The organism is Staphylococcus sp. GDX8P114P-2, assembly GCF_017892945.1.
Taxonomy (GTDB): domain Bacteria; phylum Bacillota; class Bacilli; order Staphylococcales; family Staphylococcaceae; genus Staphylococcus; species Staphylococcus arlettae.
Genome location: NZ_JAESMB010000008.1, coordinates 104321 through 120227, shown reverse-complemented (window position 1 = coordinate 120227; position 15907 = coordinate 104321). Strand labels below are relative to the sequence as shown.

The 15907-nt window shown below is 33.3% G+C and carries 18 protein-coding genes; 15 read left to right on the top strand and 3 right to left on the bottom strand.

The window, feature by feature from the left end; all coding sequences use genetic code 11:
- The first annotated feature begins 41 nt into the window (after positions 1-41).
- From KA845_RS03615 to KA845_RS03590, 6 genes are all read left to right on the top strand, one after another.
- On the top strand, positions 42-1070 hold the full coding sequence (locus tag KA845_RS03615) for a hemolysin family protein (RefSeq protein WP_031266507.1): 1029 nt from the start codon (positions 42-44) through the stop codon (positions 1068-1070).
- A gap of 12 nt (positions 1071-1082) precedes the next feature.
- Positions 1083-2153: an NAD(P)H-dependent flavin oxidoreductase gene (locus KA845_RS03610; RefSeq protein ID WP_002509377.1), complete on the top strand. Its 1071-nt coding sequence runs from the start codon at positions 1083-1085 to the stop codon at positions 2151-2153.
- Positions 2154-2321: 168 nt separating this feature from the next.
- A complete protein-coding gene (locus tag KA845_RS03605) occupies positions 2322-3170 on the top strand; it encodes a DUF72 domain-containing protein (protein WP_002509376.1) in 849 nt (282 codons plus the stop codon).
- Positions 3171-3212: 42 nt separating this feature from the next.
- Positions 3213-4532 carry a bifunctional metallophosphatase/5'-nucleotidase gene (locus KA845_RS03600; RefSeq protein WP_021458895.1) on the top strand — a complete coding sequence of 440 codons (1320 nt, stop codon included), beginning with the start codon at positions 3213-3215 and terminating at the stop codon, positions 4530-4532.
- 82 nt (positions 4533-4614) lie between these two features.
- On the top strand, positions 4615-5538 hold the full coding sequence (lipA, locus tag KA845_RS03595) for a lipoyl synthase (protein WP_002509374.1): 924 nt from the start codon (positions 4615-4617) through the stop codon (positions 5536-5538).
- Positions 5539-5679: 141 nt separating this feature from the next.
- Positions 5680-6054: a YutD family protein gene (locus tag KA845_RS03590; RefSeq protein ID WP_002509373.1), complete on the top strand. Its 375-nt coding sequence runs from the start codon at positions 5680-5682 to the stop codon at positions 6052-6054.
- A 158-nt stretch (positions 6055-6212) separates the two neighbouring features.
- Here KA845_RS03590 and KA845_RS03585 read toward each other — a convergent pair whose 3' ends face one another.
- A complete protein-coding gene (locus tag KA845_RS03585; RefSeq protein ID WP_002509372.1) occupies positions 6213-6479 on the bottom strand; it encodes a DUF3055 domain-containing protein in 267 nt (88 codons plus the stop codon).
- 157 nt (positions 6480-6636) lie between these two features.
- Between KA845_RS03585 and KA845_RS03580 the strand changes: the two genes are divergently transcribed.
- The 8 genes from KA845_RS03580 (at position 6637) to dltD (ending at position 13355) form a co-directional block, all read left to right on the top strand.
- Positions 6637-7068 carry a DUF86 domain-containing protein gene (locus KA845_RS03580; RefSeq protein ID WP_002509371.1) on the top strand — a complete coding sequence of 144 codons (432 nt, stop codon included), beginning with the start codon at positions 6637-6639 and terminating at the stop codon, positions 7066-7068.
- 6 nt (positions 7069-7074) lie between these two features.
- Positions 7075-7863: a TIGR01457 family HAD-type hydrolase gene (locus tag KA845_RS03575; protein WP_210127789.1), complete on the top strand. Its 789-nt coding sequence runs from the start codon at positions 7075-7077 to the stop codon at positions 7861-7863.
- A complete protein-coding gene (locus tag KA845_RS03570) occupies positions 7864-8835 on the top strand; it encodes a 2-hydroxyacid dehydrogenase (protein ID WP_002509370.1) in 972 nt (323 codons plus the stop codon). It begins immediately after the preceding gene.
- A 313-nt stretch (positions 8836-9148) separates the two neighbouring features.
- Positions 9149-9286, top strand: coding sequence for a teichoic acid D-Ala incorporation-associated protein DltX (locus KA845_RS03565; protein WP_002509369.1), 138 nt, complete (start codon positions 9149-9151; stop codon positions 9284-9286).
- Between the two features lie 13 nt (positions 9287-9299).
- Positions 9300-10763, top strand: a complete 1464-nt coding sequence (gene dltA / locus KA845_RS03560; RefSeq protein ID WP_021458892.1) for a D-alanine--poly(phosphoribitol) ligase subunit DltA — start codon at positions 9300-9302, stop codon at positions 10761-10763.
- Positions 10760-11974: a D-alanyl-lipoteichoic acid biosynthesis protein DltB gene (dltB, locus tag KA845_RS03555; protein ID WP_002509367.1), complete on the top strand. Its 1215-nt coding sequence runs from the start codon at positions 10760-10762 to the stop codon at positions 11972-11974. The genes dltA and dltB overlap by 4 nt, the downstream gene beginning before the upstream one ends.
- Before the next feature lie 12 nt (positions 11975-11986).
- Positions 11987-12223, top strand: coding sequence for a D-alanine--poly(phosphoribitol) ligase subunit 2 (dltC, locus tag KA845_RS03550; RefSeq protein ID WP_002509366.1), 237 nt, complete (start codon positions 11987-11989; stop codon positions 12221-12223).
- 1 nt (position 12224) lies between these two features.
- Positions 12225-13355: a D-alanyl-lipoteichoic acid biosynthesis protein DltD gene (gene dltD / locus KA845_RS03545; protein WP_021458891.1), complete on the top strand. Its 1131-nt coding sequence runs from the start codon at positions 12225-12227 to the stop codon at positions 13353-13355.
- A gap of 449 nt (positions 13356-13804) precedes the next feature.
- Here dltD and KA845_RS03540 read toward each other — a convergent pair whose 3' ends face one another.
- Complete coding sequence (locus KA845_RS03540) at positions 13805-14047, bottom strand: NifU family protein (protein WP_002464399.1); 243 nt, start codon at positions 14045-14047, stop codon at positions 13805-13807.
- Positions 14048-14152: 105 nt separating this feature from the next.
- On the opposite strand from KA845_RS03540, the gene KA845_RS03535 reads away from it, so the two are divergent.
- Entirely contained in the window at positions 14153-14470 is a 318-nt protein-coding gene (locus KA845_RS03535) for a YuzD family protein (protein ID WP_002509364.1), read from the top strand.
- 75 nt (positions 14471-14545) lie between these two features.
- Here the strand turns inward: KA845_RS03535 and KA845_RS03530 are convergent, their stop codons facing one another.
- Positions 14546-15610 carry an NAD(P)/FAD-dependent oxidoreductase gene (locus KA845_RS03530; protein ID WP_002509363.1) on the bottom strand — a complete coding sequence of 355 codons (1065 nt, stop codon included), beginning with the start codon at positions 15608-15610 and terminating at the stop codon, positions 14546-14548.
- Between the last annotated feature and the right edge of the window lie 297 nt (positions 15611-15907).

The following is a 15907-nucleotide window of genomic DNA, read 5'->3' as shown; positions in this document are numbered from 1 at the left end:
TTTAATATGACATTAACAATAAGGGGATATGCAGTGTGATTATAGCAATAACCATAGCCATTCTATTAATTATATCTTTCTTTTTTTCGAGTAGTGAAACAGCGCTCTCCGCAATTAATAGAATTAGATTAACTGAAGAAGCAAAGCAAGGGGATAAGCAAGCTCAAAAATTATTAGACTTACTACAAAAGCCAAGTAATTTTATTACCACAACTTTAATAGGCAATACTATAGCGAATATATTAATTCCGATATTAGCGACAATCTATGCAGAAAAGCACGATATACATATTGTGTGGGCAATTATCATTGCTATCGTAATCGTGTTGTTTATAGGTGAAGTTATTCCTAAGTCAATTGCAGCGTCAATTCCATATCAAATTGCTAAATTAAGTTATATACCATTACAAATATGTATTTTTATTTTTAAACCATTAACAATGATTTTAAACGGGATAACAGATAGTATTCATCATGCATTAACTAAAAATGAAGAAAGTTCTCAACGTTATTCAAAAGAAGAAATTAGACAAATGGTAACAATTGCAGGTAGTGAAGGCGCATTTAACGAAATGGAAAGTAAACGATTGCAAGGCGTAATGGATTTTGAACAATTAAAAATTAATGATGTTAACACCACACCGCGTATTAACGTCACAGCATTTTCTAAAGAAACTACATATCAAGAAGCATACGAAACAGTTATCTCTAATCCATTTACTCGGTATCCGGTGTATGATGAAGATATTGATAACATTATAGGTATTTTCCATTCAAAATATTTATTAGCTTGGAGCCAAGAACAACAGAAACAAATTACAGATTATATTTCTGTTCCACTGTTTGTCAATGAACATAACAAAGCAGAATGGGCATTAAGAAAAATGACAGTGACACGTAAACACTTAGCTGTTGTTTTAGACGAATACGGTGGGACTGATGGTATCGTCTCACATGAAGATTTAATTGAAGAAATGTTAGGAATGGATATTGAAGATGAAATGGATGAAGAAGAAGAGGAAAAGGTGTCATTAAATAGAAAGCAATCCTCTCATAATTCTAATACATAAGAGGTGTTGAAAATGAATTTAACTTCAAGTGTAACGAATCAATTAAAGATAAAATATCCAATTTTCCAAGCAGGTATGGCTGGCAGCACATCACCTGAGCTTGTAGCTGCAGTTAGTAACTCAGGTGGTTTAGGAATCATTGGTGCAGGTTATTTTAACGCTGAACAATTAGAACAACACATCCAAGAAGTTAAAATGCTAACTTCAAGACCTTTTGCTGTAAATCTTTTTGTACCCGGAAATCAAGAAGTCGTCACTGAACAAGTTATGCATATGAATGCGTGGCTAAAGCCGTATCGTAGAGCATTTAATTTAGAAGAACCAGTACTGAACATTCAAGAACAAACACAATTTGAATCAGCAATCGAAATTGTAATTGCGCAATCGGTACCTATTGTGACGTTTACGTTTGGCGTGCCAGAAAAAGATCTTATCGATAAACTACATCGTCATAATATAACTGTGGTAGGTACTGCGACGTCTGTAGAAGAAGCAATCGAAAATGAACGTGCGGGTCTTGATATGGTAGTAGCTCAAGGCAGTGAGGCAGGAGGGCATAGAGGTTCGTTCTTGCAAACGTCTGGCCAATATGGTGCTTTAGTAGGTACCATGTCACTTGTGCCTCAAATTGTAGACAATGTGACTATTCCGGTTATCGCTGCAGGTGGTATCATGGATGCGCGAGGAGTTGTAGCAAGTTTGATATTAGGTGCAGAAGCGGTACAGATGGGAACAGCATTTTTAACTTGTATTGAAAGTAATGCCAATGATTTGTTGAAAAATGCTATATTTAACAGTGCTGAAACTGACACTGTCATTACTAAAGCATTTAGTGGAAAACCGGCACGAGGTATTGATAATGAATTTATTCATAATATGCAACGTTATGATGATGAAATACCAGCATATCCAATTCAAAATGAATTAACCAATGCTATACGAAAAAAGGCGGCTCAATTAGGTGATGCAGAAATGACACATCTATGGAGTGGACAAACTCCACGGTTAGCACAATCTATTGCAGCTTCACAACTGATGTCGCAAATTATTACTGATACACAAAATATATTACAAAATGAATAAATTATATATTAGCACTAGTTAACTCACCTCTAAATATAGTAAATAGTAATGAGCGTGTTGCACTTAACTAGTGCTTTCACTTTATCTATGAAAATTCAAACATACTATTATAATCTAAACATGTGAATCCCTTAAATAATATATGGTATTATGAAGTCGGTGATAATAATGATAAATATAGGGCTAACGGGTTGGGGCGATCATGATTCATTGTACGAAGATTTACAGAGGAAAACTGACAAATTACAAGTCTATGCTAGTCATTTTCCAATTGTTGAACTTGATGCATCTTACTATGCCATTCAACCTGAAAGAAATATACTAAAATGGATTAAAGAAACACCTAAACGCTTTAAATTCATTGTTAAAATCCATCAAGCGCTAACGTTACACGCAGACGTATTAGATTTTGCGTCATCAAGACAAGCGTTAATCGATGAATTTAATAAGATGTTAGAACCATTAATAGCGGCTGATAAATTAGCGATGGTATTAATTCAATTTCCACCTTGGTTTGATTGTACTACACAACATATTACATATATTCGTTACTTAAAAACGAAGTTATCTGATGTACCTATATGTGTTGAGTTTAGACATCAATCTTGGTTTAACAGCACTTATAAAGAACAGACACTAGAGTTTTTGACAGCCCAGCAAATCATTCATGCTGTGTGTGATGAACCTCAAGCTGGTCAAGGTTCCATTCCATTAGTAAATCGAATCACGCATGACGTTGCTTTTGTAAGGTACCACGGGCGTAATGTGCATGGTTGGACTAAAAAAGATATGACCGATGACAAATGGAGAGAAGTACGCTATTTATATGATTATACAGAAGAAGAATTGATGGACTTAGTTAACAAAGTTAAAGTGTTGGAACATAAAGCCAAAACGATTTATGTTGTGTTTAATAATAATTCAGGCGGTCACGCAGCAGCAAATGCGAAAATGTACCAACGCCTACTTGGAATTGATTATGATGGCTTAGCGCCACAACAATTGAAGTTATTTTAAAGTTATAAGCGTCAATTCATTAATTTTAGAGGAGAGATTGTGATGAAACTAACCATTTATCATACTAATGATATACATAGTCATCTGCAAGAATATGCAAATATTTCAGCATATTTAGCAGAGGAAAGACCCAAATTAAATCATCCCTCTCTTTATCTTGATATTGGTGATCATGTAGATTTATCAACACCAATTACACAAGCCACAATGGGAAAACATAATGTAGAGCTACTAAACAGTGCACGTTGTGATATAGCAACGATTGGTAATAATGAAGGTATGACTATTTCACATGCAGCATTAAACCAACTATATGATAAAGCACATTTTGATATTACGTGTGCCAATGTATTTGATGAAGCTGGTAATTTGCCTAACCATCTAACATCTTCAGTTATTAAAGTTATCGAAGGTACTAGAATATTATTTGTAGCAGCAACAGCACCATTTACACCTTTTTATCGTGCATTAGATTGGGTTGTTACTGATCCGCTTGAAGCAATTAAAGATGAAGTCAAAGCACATGAAGGTCAATATGATGTCTTAATTATAATGAGTCATGTTGGTGTATTTTTTGATGAGAAATTGTGCCAAGAATTACCTGAAATTGATATTATTTTAGGTAGTCATACACATCATTTTTTCAAACATGGTGAAGTGAACAATGGCGTATTAATGGCGGCGGCTGGTAAATATGGTTACTACTTAGGTGAAGTAACGATGGAAATTCAAAATCATAGTGTAGTATCTAAAAAGGCTGAGCTTTATGCTAATGCTGACTTACCCCAAGTTGCAACAGACTTTGAACTTGAAGGTAAGCGATTATTAAGTACACCGGTTATTAATCATGAAATGAACTTACCAAGGAAAACAAATGTGATTTCAAAAACATCTTATTTATTAGCTGAAAGTATATATGAATTTACACATGCAGATTGCACTATTATTAATGCAGGTCTAATAGTACGTGCGATAGAAGGTAAAGAAGTCACAGAATACGATGTGCATCAAATGTTACCCCATCCTATAAATACGGTTAGAATCAAAATCACAGGACAAGAACTAAAATATGTTATAATAAAAAGTCAAAAGCAAGAATATATTAATGAATATGCACAAGGTTTAGGCTTTAGGGGGGATATATTTGGGGGATATATATTATATAACCTTGGATTTATAGAATCTGAATCTCGTTATTTTATCAATGGTGAAGAAATAGATGATGACAAAATTTATACATTAGGTACAGTGGATATGTACACATTTGGCCGGTATTTTCCAACACTGAAAGACCAAGCAACTGAGTACTTATTGCCTGAATTTTTAAGAGATATTTTTAAAGAAAAATTGTTAGAATATTAATTTCTAACCCAATTACGTTTTAATTTAGTGTGAAGTTAGTTATAATGATGGAAGATATTAATATAGGAGGTCGTGCGTGGTTATGGCTACTAAAAATGAAGAAATACTACGAAAACCAGATTGGTTGAAAATAAAGCTTAATACTAATGAAAATTACACAGGGCTCAAGAAGATGATGCGTGAGAAGAATTTACATACGGTCTGTGAAGAGGCAAAATGTCCGAATATTCATGAATGTTGGGGTGAACGTCGTACTGCTACATTTATGATACTAGGTGCTGTATGTACACGTGCTTGTAGATTCTGTGCTGTTAAAACTGGATTGCCTAACGAGTTAGACTTAGATGAACCAGAACGTGTAGCAGAATCTGTAGAATTAATGAACTTAAAACATGTAGTAATTACAGCAGTAGCTAGAGATGACTTAAGAGATGCTGGTTCAAATGTTTATGCAGAAACAGTACGTAAAGTACGTGAACGTAACCCATTTACAACAATTGAAATCTTACCTTCAGATATGGGCGGAGATTTTGAAGCATTAGAAACTTTAATGGCATCAAAACCGGATATTTTAAACCACAATATTGAAACAGTACGCCGTTTAACACCAAGAGTAAGAGCGCGTGCTACTTATGATCGTACATTAGAATTTTTACGTCGATCTAAAGAATTGCAGCCGGAAATTCCAACTAAATCAAGCTTTATGGTTGGTTTAGGCGAAACATATGACGAAATTTACGAAACTATGGATGATTTACGTGCCAATGATGTTGATATCTTAACAATTGGACAATATTTACAACCTTCACGTAAGCATTTAAAAGTTGAAAAATACTATACTCCATTAGAGTTTGGTAAATTAAGAAAAGTTGCTATGGACAAAGGATTTAAACATTGCCAAGCAGGACCACTTGTGCGTAGTTCATATCATGCAGATGAACAAGTTAACGAAGCAGCTAAAGAAAAACATCGTCTTGGTGAAGAGCAATTAAAAGCAGAACAATAATAATATAATGTAGTAACTTTATAGACTTAGTTCTCCAATGCAGACGTTTTCAAATGAGTTGTATGAGGGCTAAGTCTTTATTCACGTTATATTAGCCAACAAGATAGCTTTATAAATATAGTAATAGTTCGGGTGAATGACATGATAAAAGTGAATGGGCAGTTTTTTGAAATAATAGAAGATTACAGGGAACATTTCGATGAGGAAGTATTTGCTAATCGTTATTCAGATATTTTAGATAAGTATGATTACATTGTTGGTGATATAGGATACGAACAATTACGCTTAAAAGGTTTTTATAGCGATTCAAATAAAAAAGCAGAATTGAGTAAACGATTTTCAACAATTCAAGATTATTTATTAGAATACTGTAACTTTGGCTGTCCTTACTTCATTTTGAAAAATGTTACTACTGAAAATCAAAACAAATTGAAGCAAGAAAAACAGGTCGTCTTAGAAGAAGATAAATTGAAAGATGTTAAAATTCAACCATCGATTCAACATAGTGAAAGCTAAGCTAGCTTACAACTCATTATATGCATTGTGATACTATTAGTTCCAACAAATGAATAGATGTCTATGTGTACAATAAACTTCATAAATGAAGCAACTATATAGGGGTGGATTTGGAATTCGAATGTTACTAATTTGAAATTCCTTCCACCCCTATATTTTTATTGGATTTTTTCAGCTAAAAACGCATTAAGTTCTTCACCTTCTGCTTCATTGACACCTAAAATATAAGCGGTATAACCTTCTTCAGCTAAATCATCTGTACCGATAATACCGAACTTATTTGTCTGCATGTTAAGCACAATCGTTTTACCGAAATGACGATTCGTTTGAACTATCATCAAATCATAGCGGCTCTCTTCGCCGACAAAACCAACGAATTGTACTTGAGCAGCTTCATCATCGTCGTATAAAAACATGTCTATCATTATGTAACCTTCTTTCTTTTGATAGTTAGAATAGCAATTTATTTTAATACTAATGTTGTTAGAACTATTTTGTTATAAATCCTTAGTTTTCAGTATAACTACAAATGAATTTAACTGCAAAATTGTGATATGATGAATATATTAAGGGGTGACGGAAATGTACTTTGTAAACAAAGACCAATTAAATGCCAAATTAAAATATATTCAACAATTAACAGAACAATATGAAGAAAACAAACATAACCATTTTGCCTTTGAACGTATAGCACAGATGCTTATTGAATCATCGGTTGATATTGGAAATATGATTATTGACGGATTTATATTACGAGATCCTGGAAATTATAAAGACGTAATAGATATTTTAGCATTAGAGCAAGTTATCTCAAAGGAAACACAACAAAATATTAACCAAACGGTAGATGTTAGAAAGCAATTTGTACATTATTATGACGAATTAGACACAGCAAATTTGATGACCTTGTTTGATAACGCGCTACCTTTTTATCGCCAGTTTATTCAAGAGGTAATACAATTTGTAGAAAGTGAAAATGTACCGATTACTGCGTTTGGTAAAAAAGGAGACTAACATAAAATGAAGCAATATAAAGCGTACTTACTCGATTTGGATGGAACAATGTATAAGGGTGACGAAACTATTGATGGGGCATCTCAATTTATTGAATATTTAAAAGCACAAAATATCCCTTATTTATTTGTAACAAATAATTCTTCAAAGCAACCAGAAACAGTAGCTGAAAAATTACAAACTATGGGCATATCAGCAACAGGCAATGAAGTCGTAACATCTGCTTTAGCTACAGCAGATTATATTGCAGAAGAACATCCAGGTGCATCTGTGTACATGCTTGGAGGTACAGGGTTACAAACAGCGCTCGTAGATAAAGGCCTAACAATAAAAAATGATGAATTCGTTGATTATGTTGTTGTAGGTTTAGACGAAGCGGTTACATATGAAAAGCTTGCGGTCGCTACGTTAGGCGTACGAAATGGAGCGAAGTTTATTTCTACAAATAAAGATGTTTCGATACCTAAAGAACGAGGATTTATGCCTGGGAATGGGGCTATTACAAGTGTAGTTAGTGTATCAACAGGCGTACAGCCTACTTTTATTGGAAAGCCAGAACCAGTAATTATGAATAAAGCATTAGATATTCTTAACTTACCTAAATCTGAAGTAGCGATGATAGGCGATTTGTATGATACTGACATACTTTCAGGAATTAATGTTTCCATTGATACAATTCATGTGCAAACTGGGGTGTCAACACTTGCAGATGTCGAAGCTAAAGACATTCCACCAACATACTCTTACGAAGATTTAAACGCTGTAATTAAATCATTAAAAGGTGAGGTTGATTAAATGGATAAAGTAGTAGTGACTAGACAAGTACCTGATGAATTCATTAAACAATTAGAAACAATAGCTCAAGTAGAAGTGTGGAATGAAGCTTTTACCCCAATGCCACGAGAACAATTTTTGAACGCTATTAAAGATGCGACTGCATGTTTTATCACACTAACGGAAACGATTGATGAAGAAGCCATTAATGCAGCACCACACTTAAAAGTAATTGCTAATATGGCAGTTGGCTATGATAACATCGATGTACAACTTGCAAATGATCATAAAATTGTCGTAACAAATACGCCAGATGTATTAACAGAAACGACTGCAGAATTAGGCTTATCATTGATGTTGAGTGTCGCGCGTCGTATAGTCGAAGCAGAACGTTATGTACAAGATGGTCAATGGCAAAGTTGGAGTCCTTATTTGTTGGCAGGCAAAGATTTATACCGTTCTAAAGTAGGTATTTTTGGTATGGGTGATATTGGTAAAGCATTTGCTAAACGTTTAAAAGGTTTTGAAGCGAACATTATGTATCATAATAGAAGTCGTAACGAAGAGGCAGAAGAAGCACTAGGAGCACTAGGAGCATTGTACGTTTCCTTTGACACATTGCTAAAACATAGTGATTTTATAATTTGTACTGCTCCATTAACTGCCGAAACAGAAAACAAATTTGACAGTGAAGCTTTTGCCAAAATGAAAAATGATGCCATTTTCATTAATATCGGTAGAGGTGCTGTAGTAGATGAGTCTGCACTTGTTTCAGCTCTGGAAAACAATCAAATTTTAGCATGTGGCTTAGATGTACTAAGAGAAGAACCAATACAAATGGATCATCCTTTATTAGGAATGAAAAATGCTGTTGTTGTACCACATATCGGTAGTGCGTCGGTAGTCACTCGTAACAAAATGATTCAATTATGTGTAGATAATATTAAATTAGTACTAAATGGTAATACTGCAAAAACAGCTGTTAAAGCTTAGCATTAGTGCATCAAACTTATGAGTAATAATTAACTCGGGTAATTTACACAGTAATCGTGATTGAGTATCACGCAAATAATAAAAAAGTAGTAACTGACAACCACCGTCAGTTACTACTTTTTTTATTGAATTGATTGCTATCAAAATCATAATGAAAAAACATATAAGAAAATAGTTATAGTAAAATGTAGTTCATACATAAAAATATTAATATATTGTAAAGTTGTTTGATGTTATGTATAATAAGTTGTAGTAAATTTAAAAGTGTATAGATACAAAAAATCTGAATCGTTGTATTTTCAAGAGGTGAATAATGAATAAGAATAATCATAGATTTATAGTGGTTAAAAGTATTGGATTGGTATTGTTGTATTTAATTATTTTCATTGCTTTGTATTTACTATATGGTGCTGGAGATACACATAACGATTTTATTTATAATGAATTTTAATGAGGAGAACATCATGAAAGATATTTTACAGACAATAAACCGGTATAGCGTCATTTACCCTAATAAGATTGCTATTCGTTACAACGATCATTCATTAACTTATAAACAATTGGATACATACGCTAATGCATTAGCCTGTTATATAATGTCATCGCGTACTCCGTTAATACTATATGGTCATATGTCTCCCTACATGATTGTAGGGATGTTAGCCAGCTTAAAAGCAGGTTGTGGTTATATACCATTAGATATTTCTATGCCAACTGCACGTTTGCAACACATAATCAATAAGGTAGAACCTAATTTTGTACTAAATACAACGAGTGATGAAATAGAGTTGACTAATGGAGAAATAATAACGATTGATGATTTACAGCAGATGTCAGTAACGACAAGGGAATTTAATAATATACAAGAAGTTGATATAGCTTATACTATTTTTACTTCGGGTACTACCGGAGAACCTAAGGGTGTTCAAATTTCATATGGCAGCTTGAATGAATTTGTTAAATGGATAAGTGATATTAATCAATTGGGATTATATCAGCATTGGTTAAACCAAGCGCCGTTCTCATTCGATTTATCTGTAATGGCTATTTATCCTTGTTTAACAACTGCTGGTACGCTACATCTAGTTGATAAACATATGGTGGCTAAGCCTCAGTTGCTCGATGATTTATTAAGAAGCAATAACATTAATATTTGGGTTTCTACACCATCATTTATGGAGTTAGCTTTATTATTACCTGTATTTACTCAAGAAAAATATGAAAGTTTAGGGCAATTTATTTTTTGTGGGGAAGTACTATCCCATAAACTTGCTGAAAAATTGTTACATCACTTCAATAAAGCAGTGGTTTATAACACATATGGCCCGACAGAAGCAACAGTTGCAGTTACTGGAATACAAATAACTCAGTCCATTATACAACACTACAATCCGCTTCCAGTAGGCAAACCTAGAGCAGGTGTAACGTTAGCTGTTAATGACCATGCAGAATTAATTATTATGGGGAGATGTTTGAGTCAAGGATATTTAAATGATGCTATTAAGACAGCACAAGTATTTAAAGAGTATCAAGGTAAACAAGTATATTATACGGGAGACTCAGCGTACTATTTAGATGATATGTGGTTTATAAAAGGGCGTATGGATAATCAAATCAAATACAATGGCTATCGTATAGAACTAGAAGATATAGAGTTTCGGTTACGACAAATTCACTTTATTCAAGAAGCGATAGTAGTACCTAAAGTTAAACAAGGAAAGGTAGTTCAACTTATCGCTGCAATCACATTGACTAAAGCAGTATCCCCAGAAGAAGTAAAAGTATTGAAAAGCGAAATTACACCACTATTAGCTGAAAATTTACCTACTTATATGCTACCCACTAAATATGAAATATTAGAAAAGTTACCGATAAATGGCAATGGCAAAGTAGATAGAAAAGCTATAAATGAGGTTATATTACGATGATACCTTATGGAACGTTCACTTTTTTTGCGATAGCGATAGTCGTATTGCTACCAGTTGTTTGTTTAGGTTTTATGGGTAAGCGTAGTTATACATATAATTTTTTAAGTAGCTTACTAATGGTAGTACTTATTTTTGCATCGCAAAAATATAATATTTACAACAATCCGTATTTGAGTTTTCAACTATTTAGCTTTTTCGGTTATATTGTTTGGCAAGTGAGTATCATTATGTTTTATCTCAATATTAGACGTCGACATAATTATACGAGTTTATTTAGCAGTGTAATATTTTTAGCAATCTTGCCCTTGCTATGTGTGAAATTATTACAAAGCTCATGGTTAGGTGACTATCAAATTGTCTTCCATGAATACAAAGTGGTGAACTTAATTGCATTTTTAGGTATTTCCTATGTGACCTTTAAAAGTGTGCAATTACTAATGGAAATTAGAGATGGTTCAATTAAAGAAGTTGATGTTTGGAAAGTAATTCAATTCATTTCATTTTTTCCAACTATTTCATCAGGTCCAATAGATCGCTATAAGCGTTTTATCAAAGATGACAAAGTAGTGCCCGACGGTACTGTATACAGTACATTATTTGCGAAAGCGCTCCATTTTGTGATGCTTGGATTTTTATATAAATACATTATTGCTTATTTGATTCAAAATTATGTCATACAACCATTGCTTGAAACACCACATAATGTTGTCGATACGTGGTTATATATGTATGCTTATAGCTTTTATTTGTTTTTTGATTTTGCAGGATATAGTTTATTTGCTTTAGCTTTTAGTTATTTATATGGCATCCAAACGCCACCGAATTTTAACCAACCATTCAAAGCGCAAAATATTAAAGCGTTTTGGCAACGTTGGCATATGACTTTATCTTTTTGGTTCAGAGACTGTATATATATGAGATGTTTATTTTTTATGTCGAAGAAAAAATTATTAAAAAGTCAATTTGCTATGTCGAACATTGCATTTATAATTAATTTCTTCTTAATGGGTTTATGGCATGGTTTAGAGCTACATTACATAGTATACGGTTTGTATCACGCAGCTTTGTTTATTGGCTTTAGTTATGTTGAACGCTTAAGTAAATACTTCGGCTGGCAGTGGCAAAATAAATTTACTGCTTGTATTAGTACAGTTATTACTTTTCATTGTGTGACTTTTGGCTTTCTCATATTTTCAGGACAGTTAATTTAGGAGGAAATTAGTATGGACATTAAAAACCAAATTTTAAATATTTTAGCAGACATTGCAGGTGATTCTATTGTAAAAGATAATTTAGACATCGCAATATTTGAGGAAGGTATTATCGATTCTTTTAAAACGATAGAATTATTATTAGCCATTGAAAATCAGTTAGGTATCGACGTATCGATAACAGATTTTGATCGTGAAGCGTGGGCGACTCCAAATAAAATTATTGCGTTATTATCTGCGAAACAATAAAATGAAACAATTCTATCCATTTATCATTAGTTTAGTTTTATTTGGAATTTTTGTAGCTTTGCCCGCAAATTGGTTTAAAGGATTAATTTCTAATCAAACATTATCTGAACAACGCAACTTGCTTAGCGAACAAGTGTTAAAAGGTACTTTACTACAAAATAAATTATATGAAACTAATAACTACTATCCTATTTATGGTTCTAGTGAATTAGGCAAACAAGATCCTTTTCACCCAGCTGTTATGTTAACACATAGAGTTAAGAAACCACCTTTTTTAGTAGGAACAGGAGGTTCTACCGACTTGATTAATGCTGTGACACTTGCAGCAAACTTTGATCAACTTAACGGCAAAAAATTAACATTTATCATCTCACCGCAATGGTTCACGCAACGCGGTTTAACACGAGAAAATTTTAATGCACGTATATCAGAAACTCAAATTGCTCAGTTATTTAAACAACAGCAAATGAGCAAGCACTTAAAAGAACGTTATGCTCAGCGCTTATTACAATTTAAAGACGTTAAAAACAAGACTTTCTTACATGATATGAGTCGAAATAAACAACAGTCTTCACATGCTTATGTCTCATCGTTCAAAGAAAATCAATTATTAAAAATTGAAGCAATTAAAGCTGCATTTCCACTTAATAAGCAAGCGTTTAAGCATGTTGGAGAGGACACGTCACATCGATCGTGGACATCTTTAAAAGCAGAAGCCGAACTTTACGGACAACAACATAGTATGTCGAATCAATATAATATACAGGATAAATATTGGCAGTTAATTCAAGCGAAACAACGTAAATTTAAACGCAATCATGAATTTAAAGTACATTCACCGGAATTTGAAGATTTAGCATTACTCGTTGATACATTGAAAGCTGCAGGAGCAGATGTTCAATATATAGTAATACCGACAAATGGCAAATGGTATGATCATATTGGAATAAAATCTAAGCAACGTCAAATGATTTATCAAAAAATTAAAGATACCATTACTGCTAAAGATGGTAAGCTTTATGATATGACATCTAAAGACTATGAACCATACGTTATTAGTGATGCTGTACATATTGGATGGAAGGGCTGGGTTTACGTAAACGAACAAATTGTGTTGCATCAGAATCAATAAAAGAGGTTCCTGCGAGAAGTGTACTAGACGAAGACTATATGCTTAGGCAGTGCCCGAGGAAAGCGTGCACAAAAAAACTGCCAACAAAATCGGGGACTTCGTCGACAGACTACGGAGTGTGACAGAAATCTGTACTGTGACCACAACGTGTATCTTTTGTAACTGAAAAGTTCCAAAATGAGGTGCTTTTTCTAAAAAATATAACTCATGTCTACATGGTAACCCACATTAACTTCTATTTCTGTGATAGCAAATAGGCTTTGAATAAATAATATTGGCAGTGATTTGGGCTGACTCCTGCGGGAAAAGCACTAGCCGAAGACTACAGGCTGAGGCAGTGCCCGCGGAAAGCGTGCACAAAAAAACTGCCAACAAAGTCGGAGAACTTTGTCGACAGTCTGAGACTTTCTTACATAGAAGGTCTCTAAAATTTTATTTGAAGTAATTCGTTAGAATACTTGTTCTACTTCGATAACACCTGGCACTTCTTCATGCAATGCACGTTCAATACCTGCTTTTAATGTAATAGTAGAACTTGGGCATGTTCCGCAAGCACCGTGTAATTGCAATTTAACTATTCCATCTTCTACATCGATTAGTGAACAATCACCACCATCACGTAGTAAGAACGGGCGTAGTCGCTCGATAACTTCAGCTACTTGATCAAACATCGTTGCGTTTTCAGTTGGCATAAATATGCCTCCTTTCAAGTAAATAAATTCTACATATCCGTATTTATTTATTATAATAGATATGTAGAGAAAAATCTATGATTCGAAATAAGGGGGACTTGATTTATGACAAAAATAAGTGTTGTAGTATATGGTGCAGACGTAATATGTGCAAGCTGTGTAAATGCACCGACGTCACAAAATACATTTGAATGGCTAAAACCATTATTACAAAGAAAATATCCAGATGTAAAATTTGAATTTACCTATATAGATTTTCAAAAAGATACTGAAAATCTATCGGATCATGACCAACATTTTATTGAGCAAATACAAGAAGATGAATTATTTTATCCTTTAATTACTATGAATGACGAATATGTGGCAGATGGTTACATTCAACTAAAAGATATAACACGTTTTATGGACAGACAATTACAATAACATGTTATATAAAAATGAGCCTAGAATATTTATATTCTAGGCTCATTAACTGTGTATTGTAATGCTAATATATTTTTATCCGTTATGATATTTGTACATCCAAAGTACACCTGATTTAAGAATAGAAGCAAGACGACCTGTAACCGTTCTATCCATAATGTAAGCAAATCCTTTTTTGTCTCCTAATGAACCTAAGAAACCTTGGATTTTTATTTCAGGCATTTTTTCAGGTAATGCTTTATTTTGCCAAATTAATTTCATGACATCAGCTATTTGGTCACCTTGATATTCTGCTAATTGTGCACTTGGTGCAAATGGTAAGTCAGCACAATCTCCAACTACATATACATTTTTATATGTAGGTACTTGGTGATACTGGTTTAAAATAACACGTCCACTTTTACTAATATCGATAGGTAAGTTACGTACTATTTCCACTGGTTGGATACCAGCTGTCCATACAATTAAATCTAAATCTTCTGGAACATCATTGTTGTATATACGACCAGGTTCAACACGATTAATGTCTGAGTTAGGAATAACATGAACTGAGTTCTTTTCAAACCAATTTTCGATATAATTACTTAATTTTTCAGGGAAACGACTTAAAATACGTTCACCACGATCATAAAGGTAAATATCTAAATCTTCTCGGCTTTCACGTAATTCACTTGCTAATTCGATACCGCTTAATCCAGCGCCGACAATTCCAACTCTAGCACCATTGGGTAATTCACTTATATGATGGAACGTTTCGCGTGATTTTGAAAGTGTTTGTATACTGTGCGTGTATTCTTCAGCACCTGGAACATTGTGATATTTATCTTCACAACCTAAACCAATAACTAATTCATCATAATCAACTTTAGTATTGCCCACAGATACAATTTGATCATCTAAATTAATATCATTAATTTCTCCATATACCACGTTAATGCGTTCAGAGTCTGGAAAATTCATACGAACGTCTTTGTCTGATTTAGTTCCAGCTGCCAACTCATAAAATTCTGGTTTTAAACTGTGATATGGCATTCTATCTACAAGTGTCAGTGAATAATTTTCAGGTAAAGCACTTGGTAAAATATGCGACATGATACGCATATTACCATAGCCGCCACCTAATAGGACTAAATTCTTCATTTTGATACCCCTCTAGTAATAATTATATTTTTAGATTAAATTAAAGCACGTGTTCCCGTAAAACATAGGCTTTTCTAATCTGAATAAAATAAGGAAAATAAACATTGAAAGTAATACAACTAACAGTGACATATCAATTTCCTAAAAATTAGCTTTCTTATACCCATTATATGCTTTTTTAGTTTTTTCTACAAATAACTGTGATGGTTATGTGAATTTCATTGTGGCGGTTACTTTAATTTATGCTATAAATATTATGTAAATGTAAGGCTAAATAAATTAGTCAGTTTGGATGAT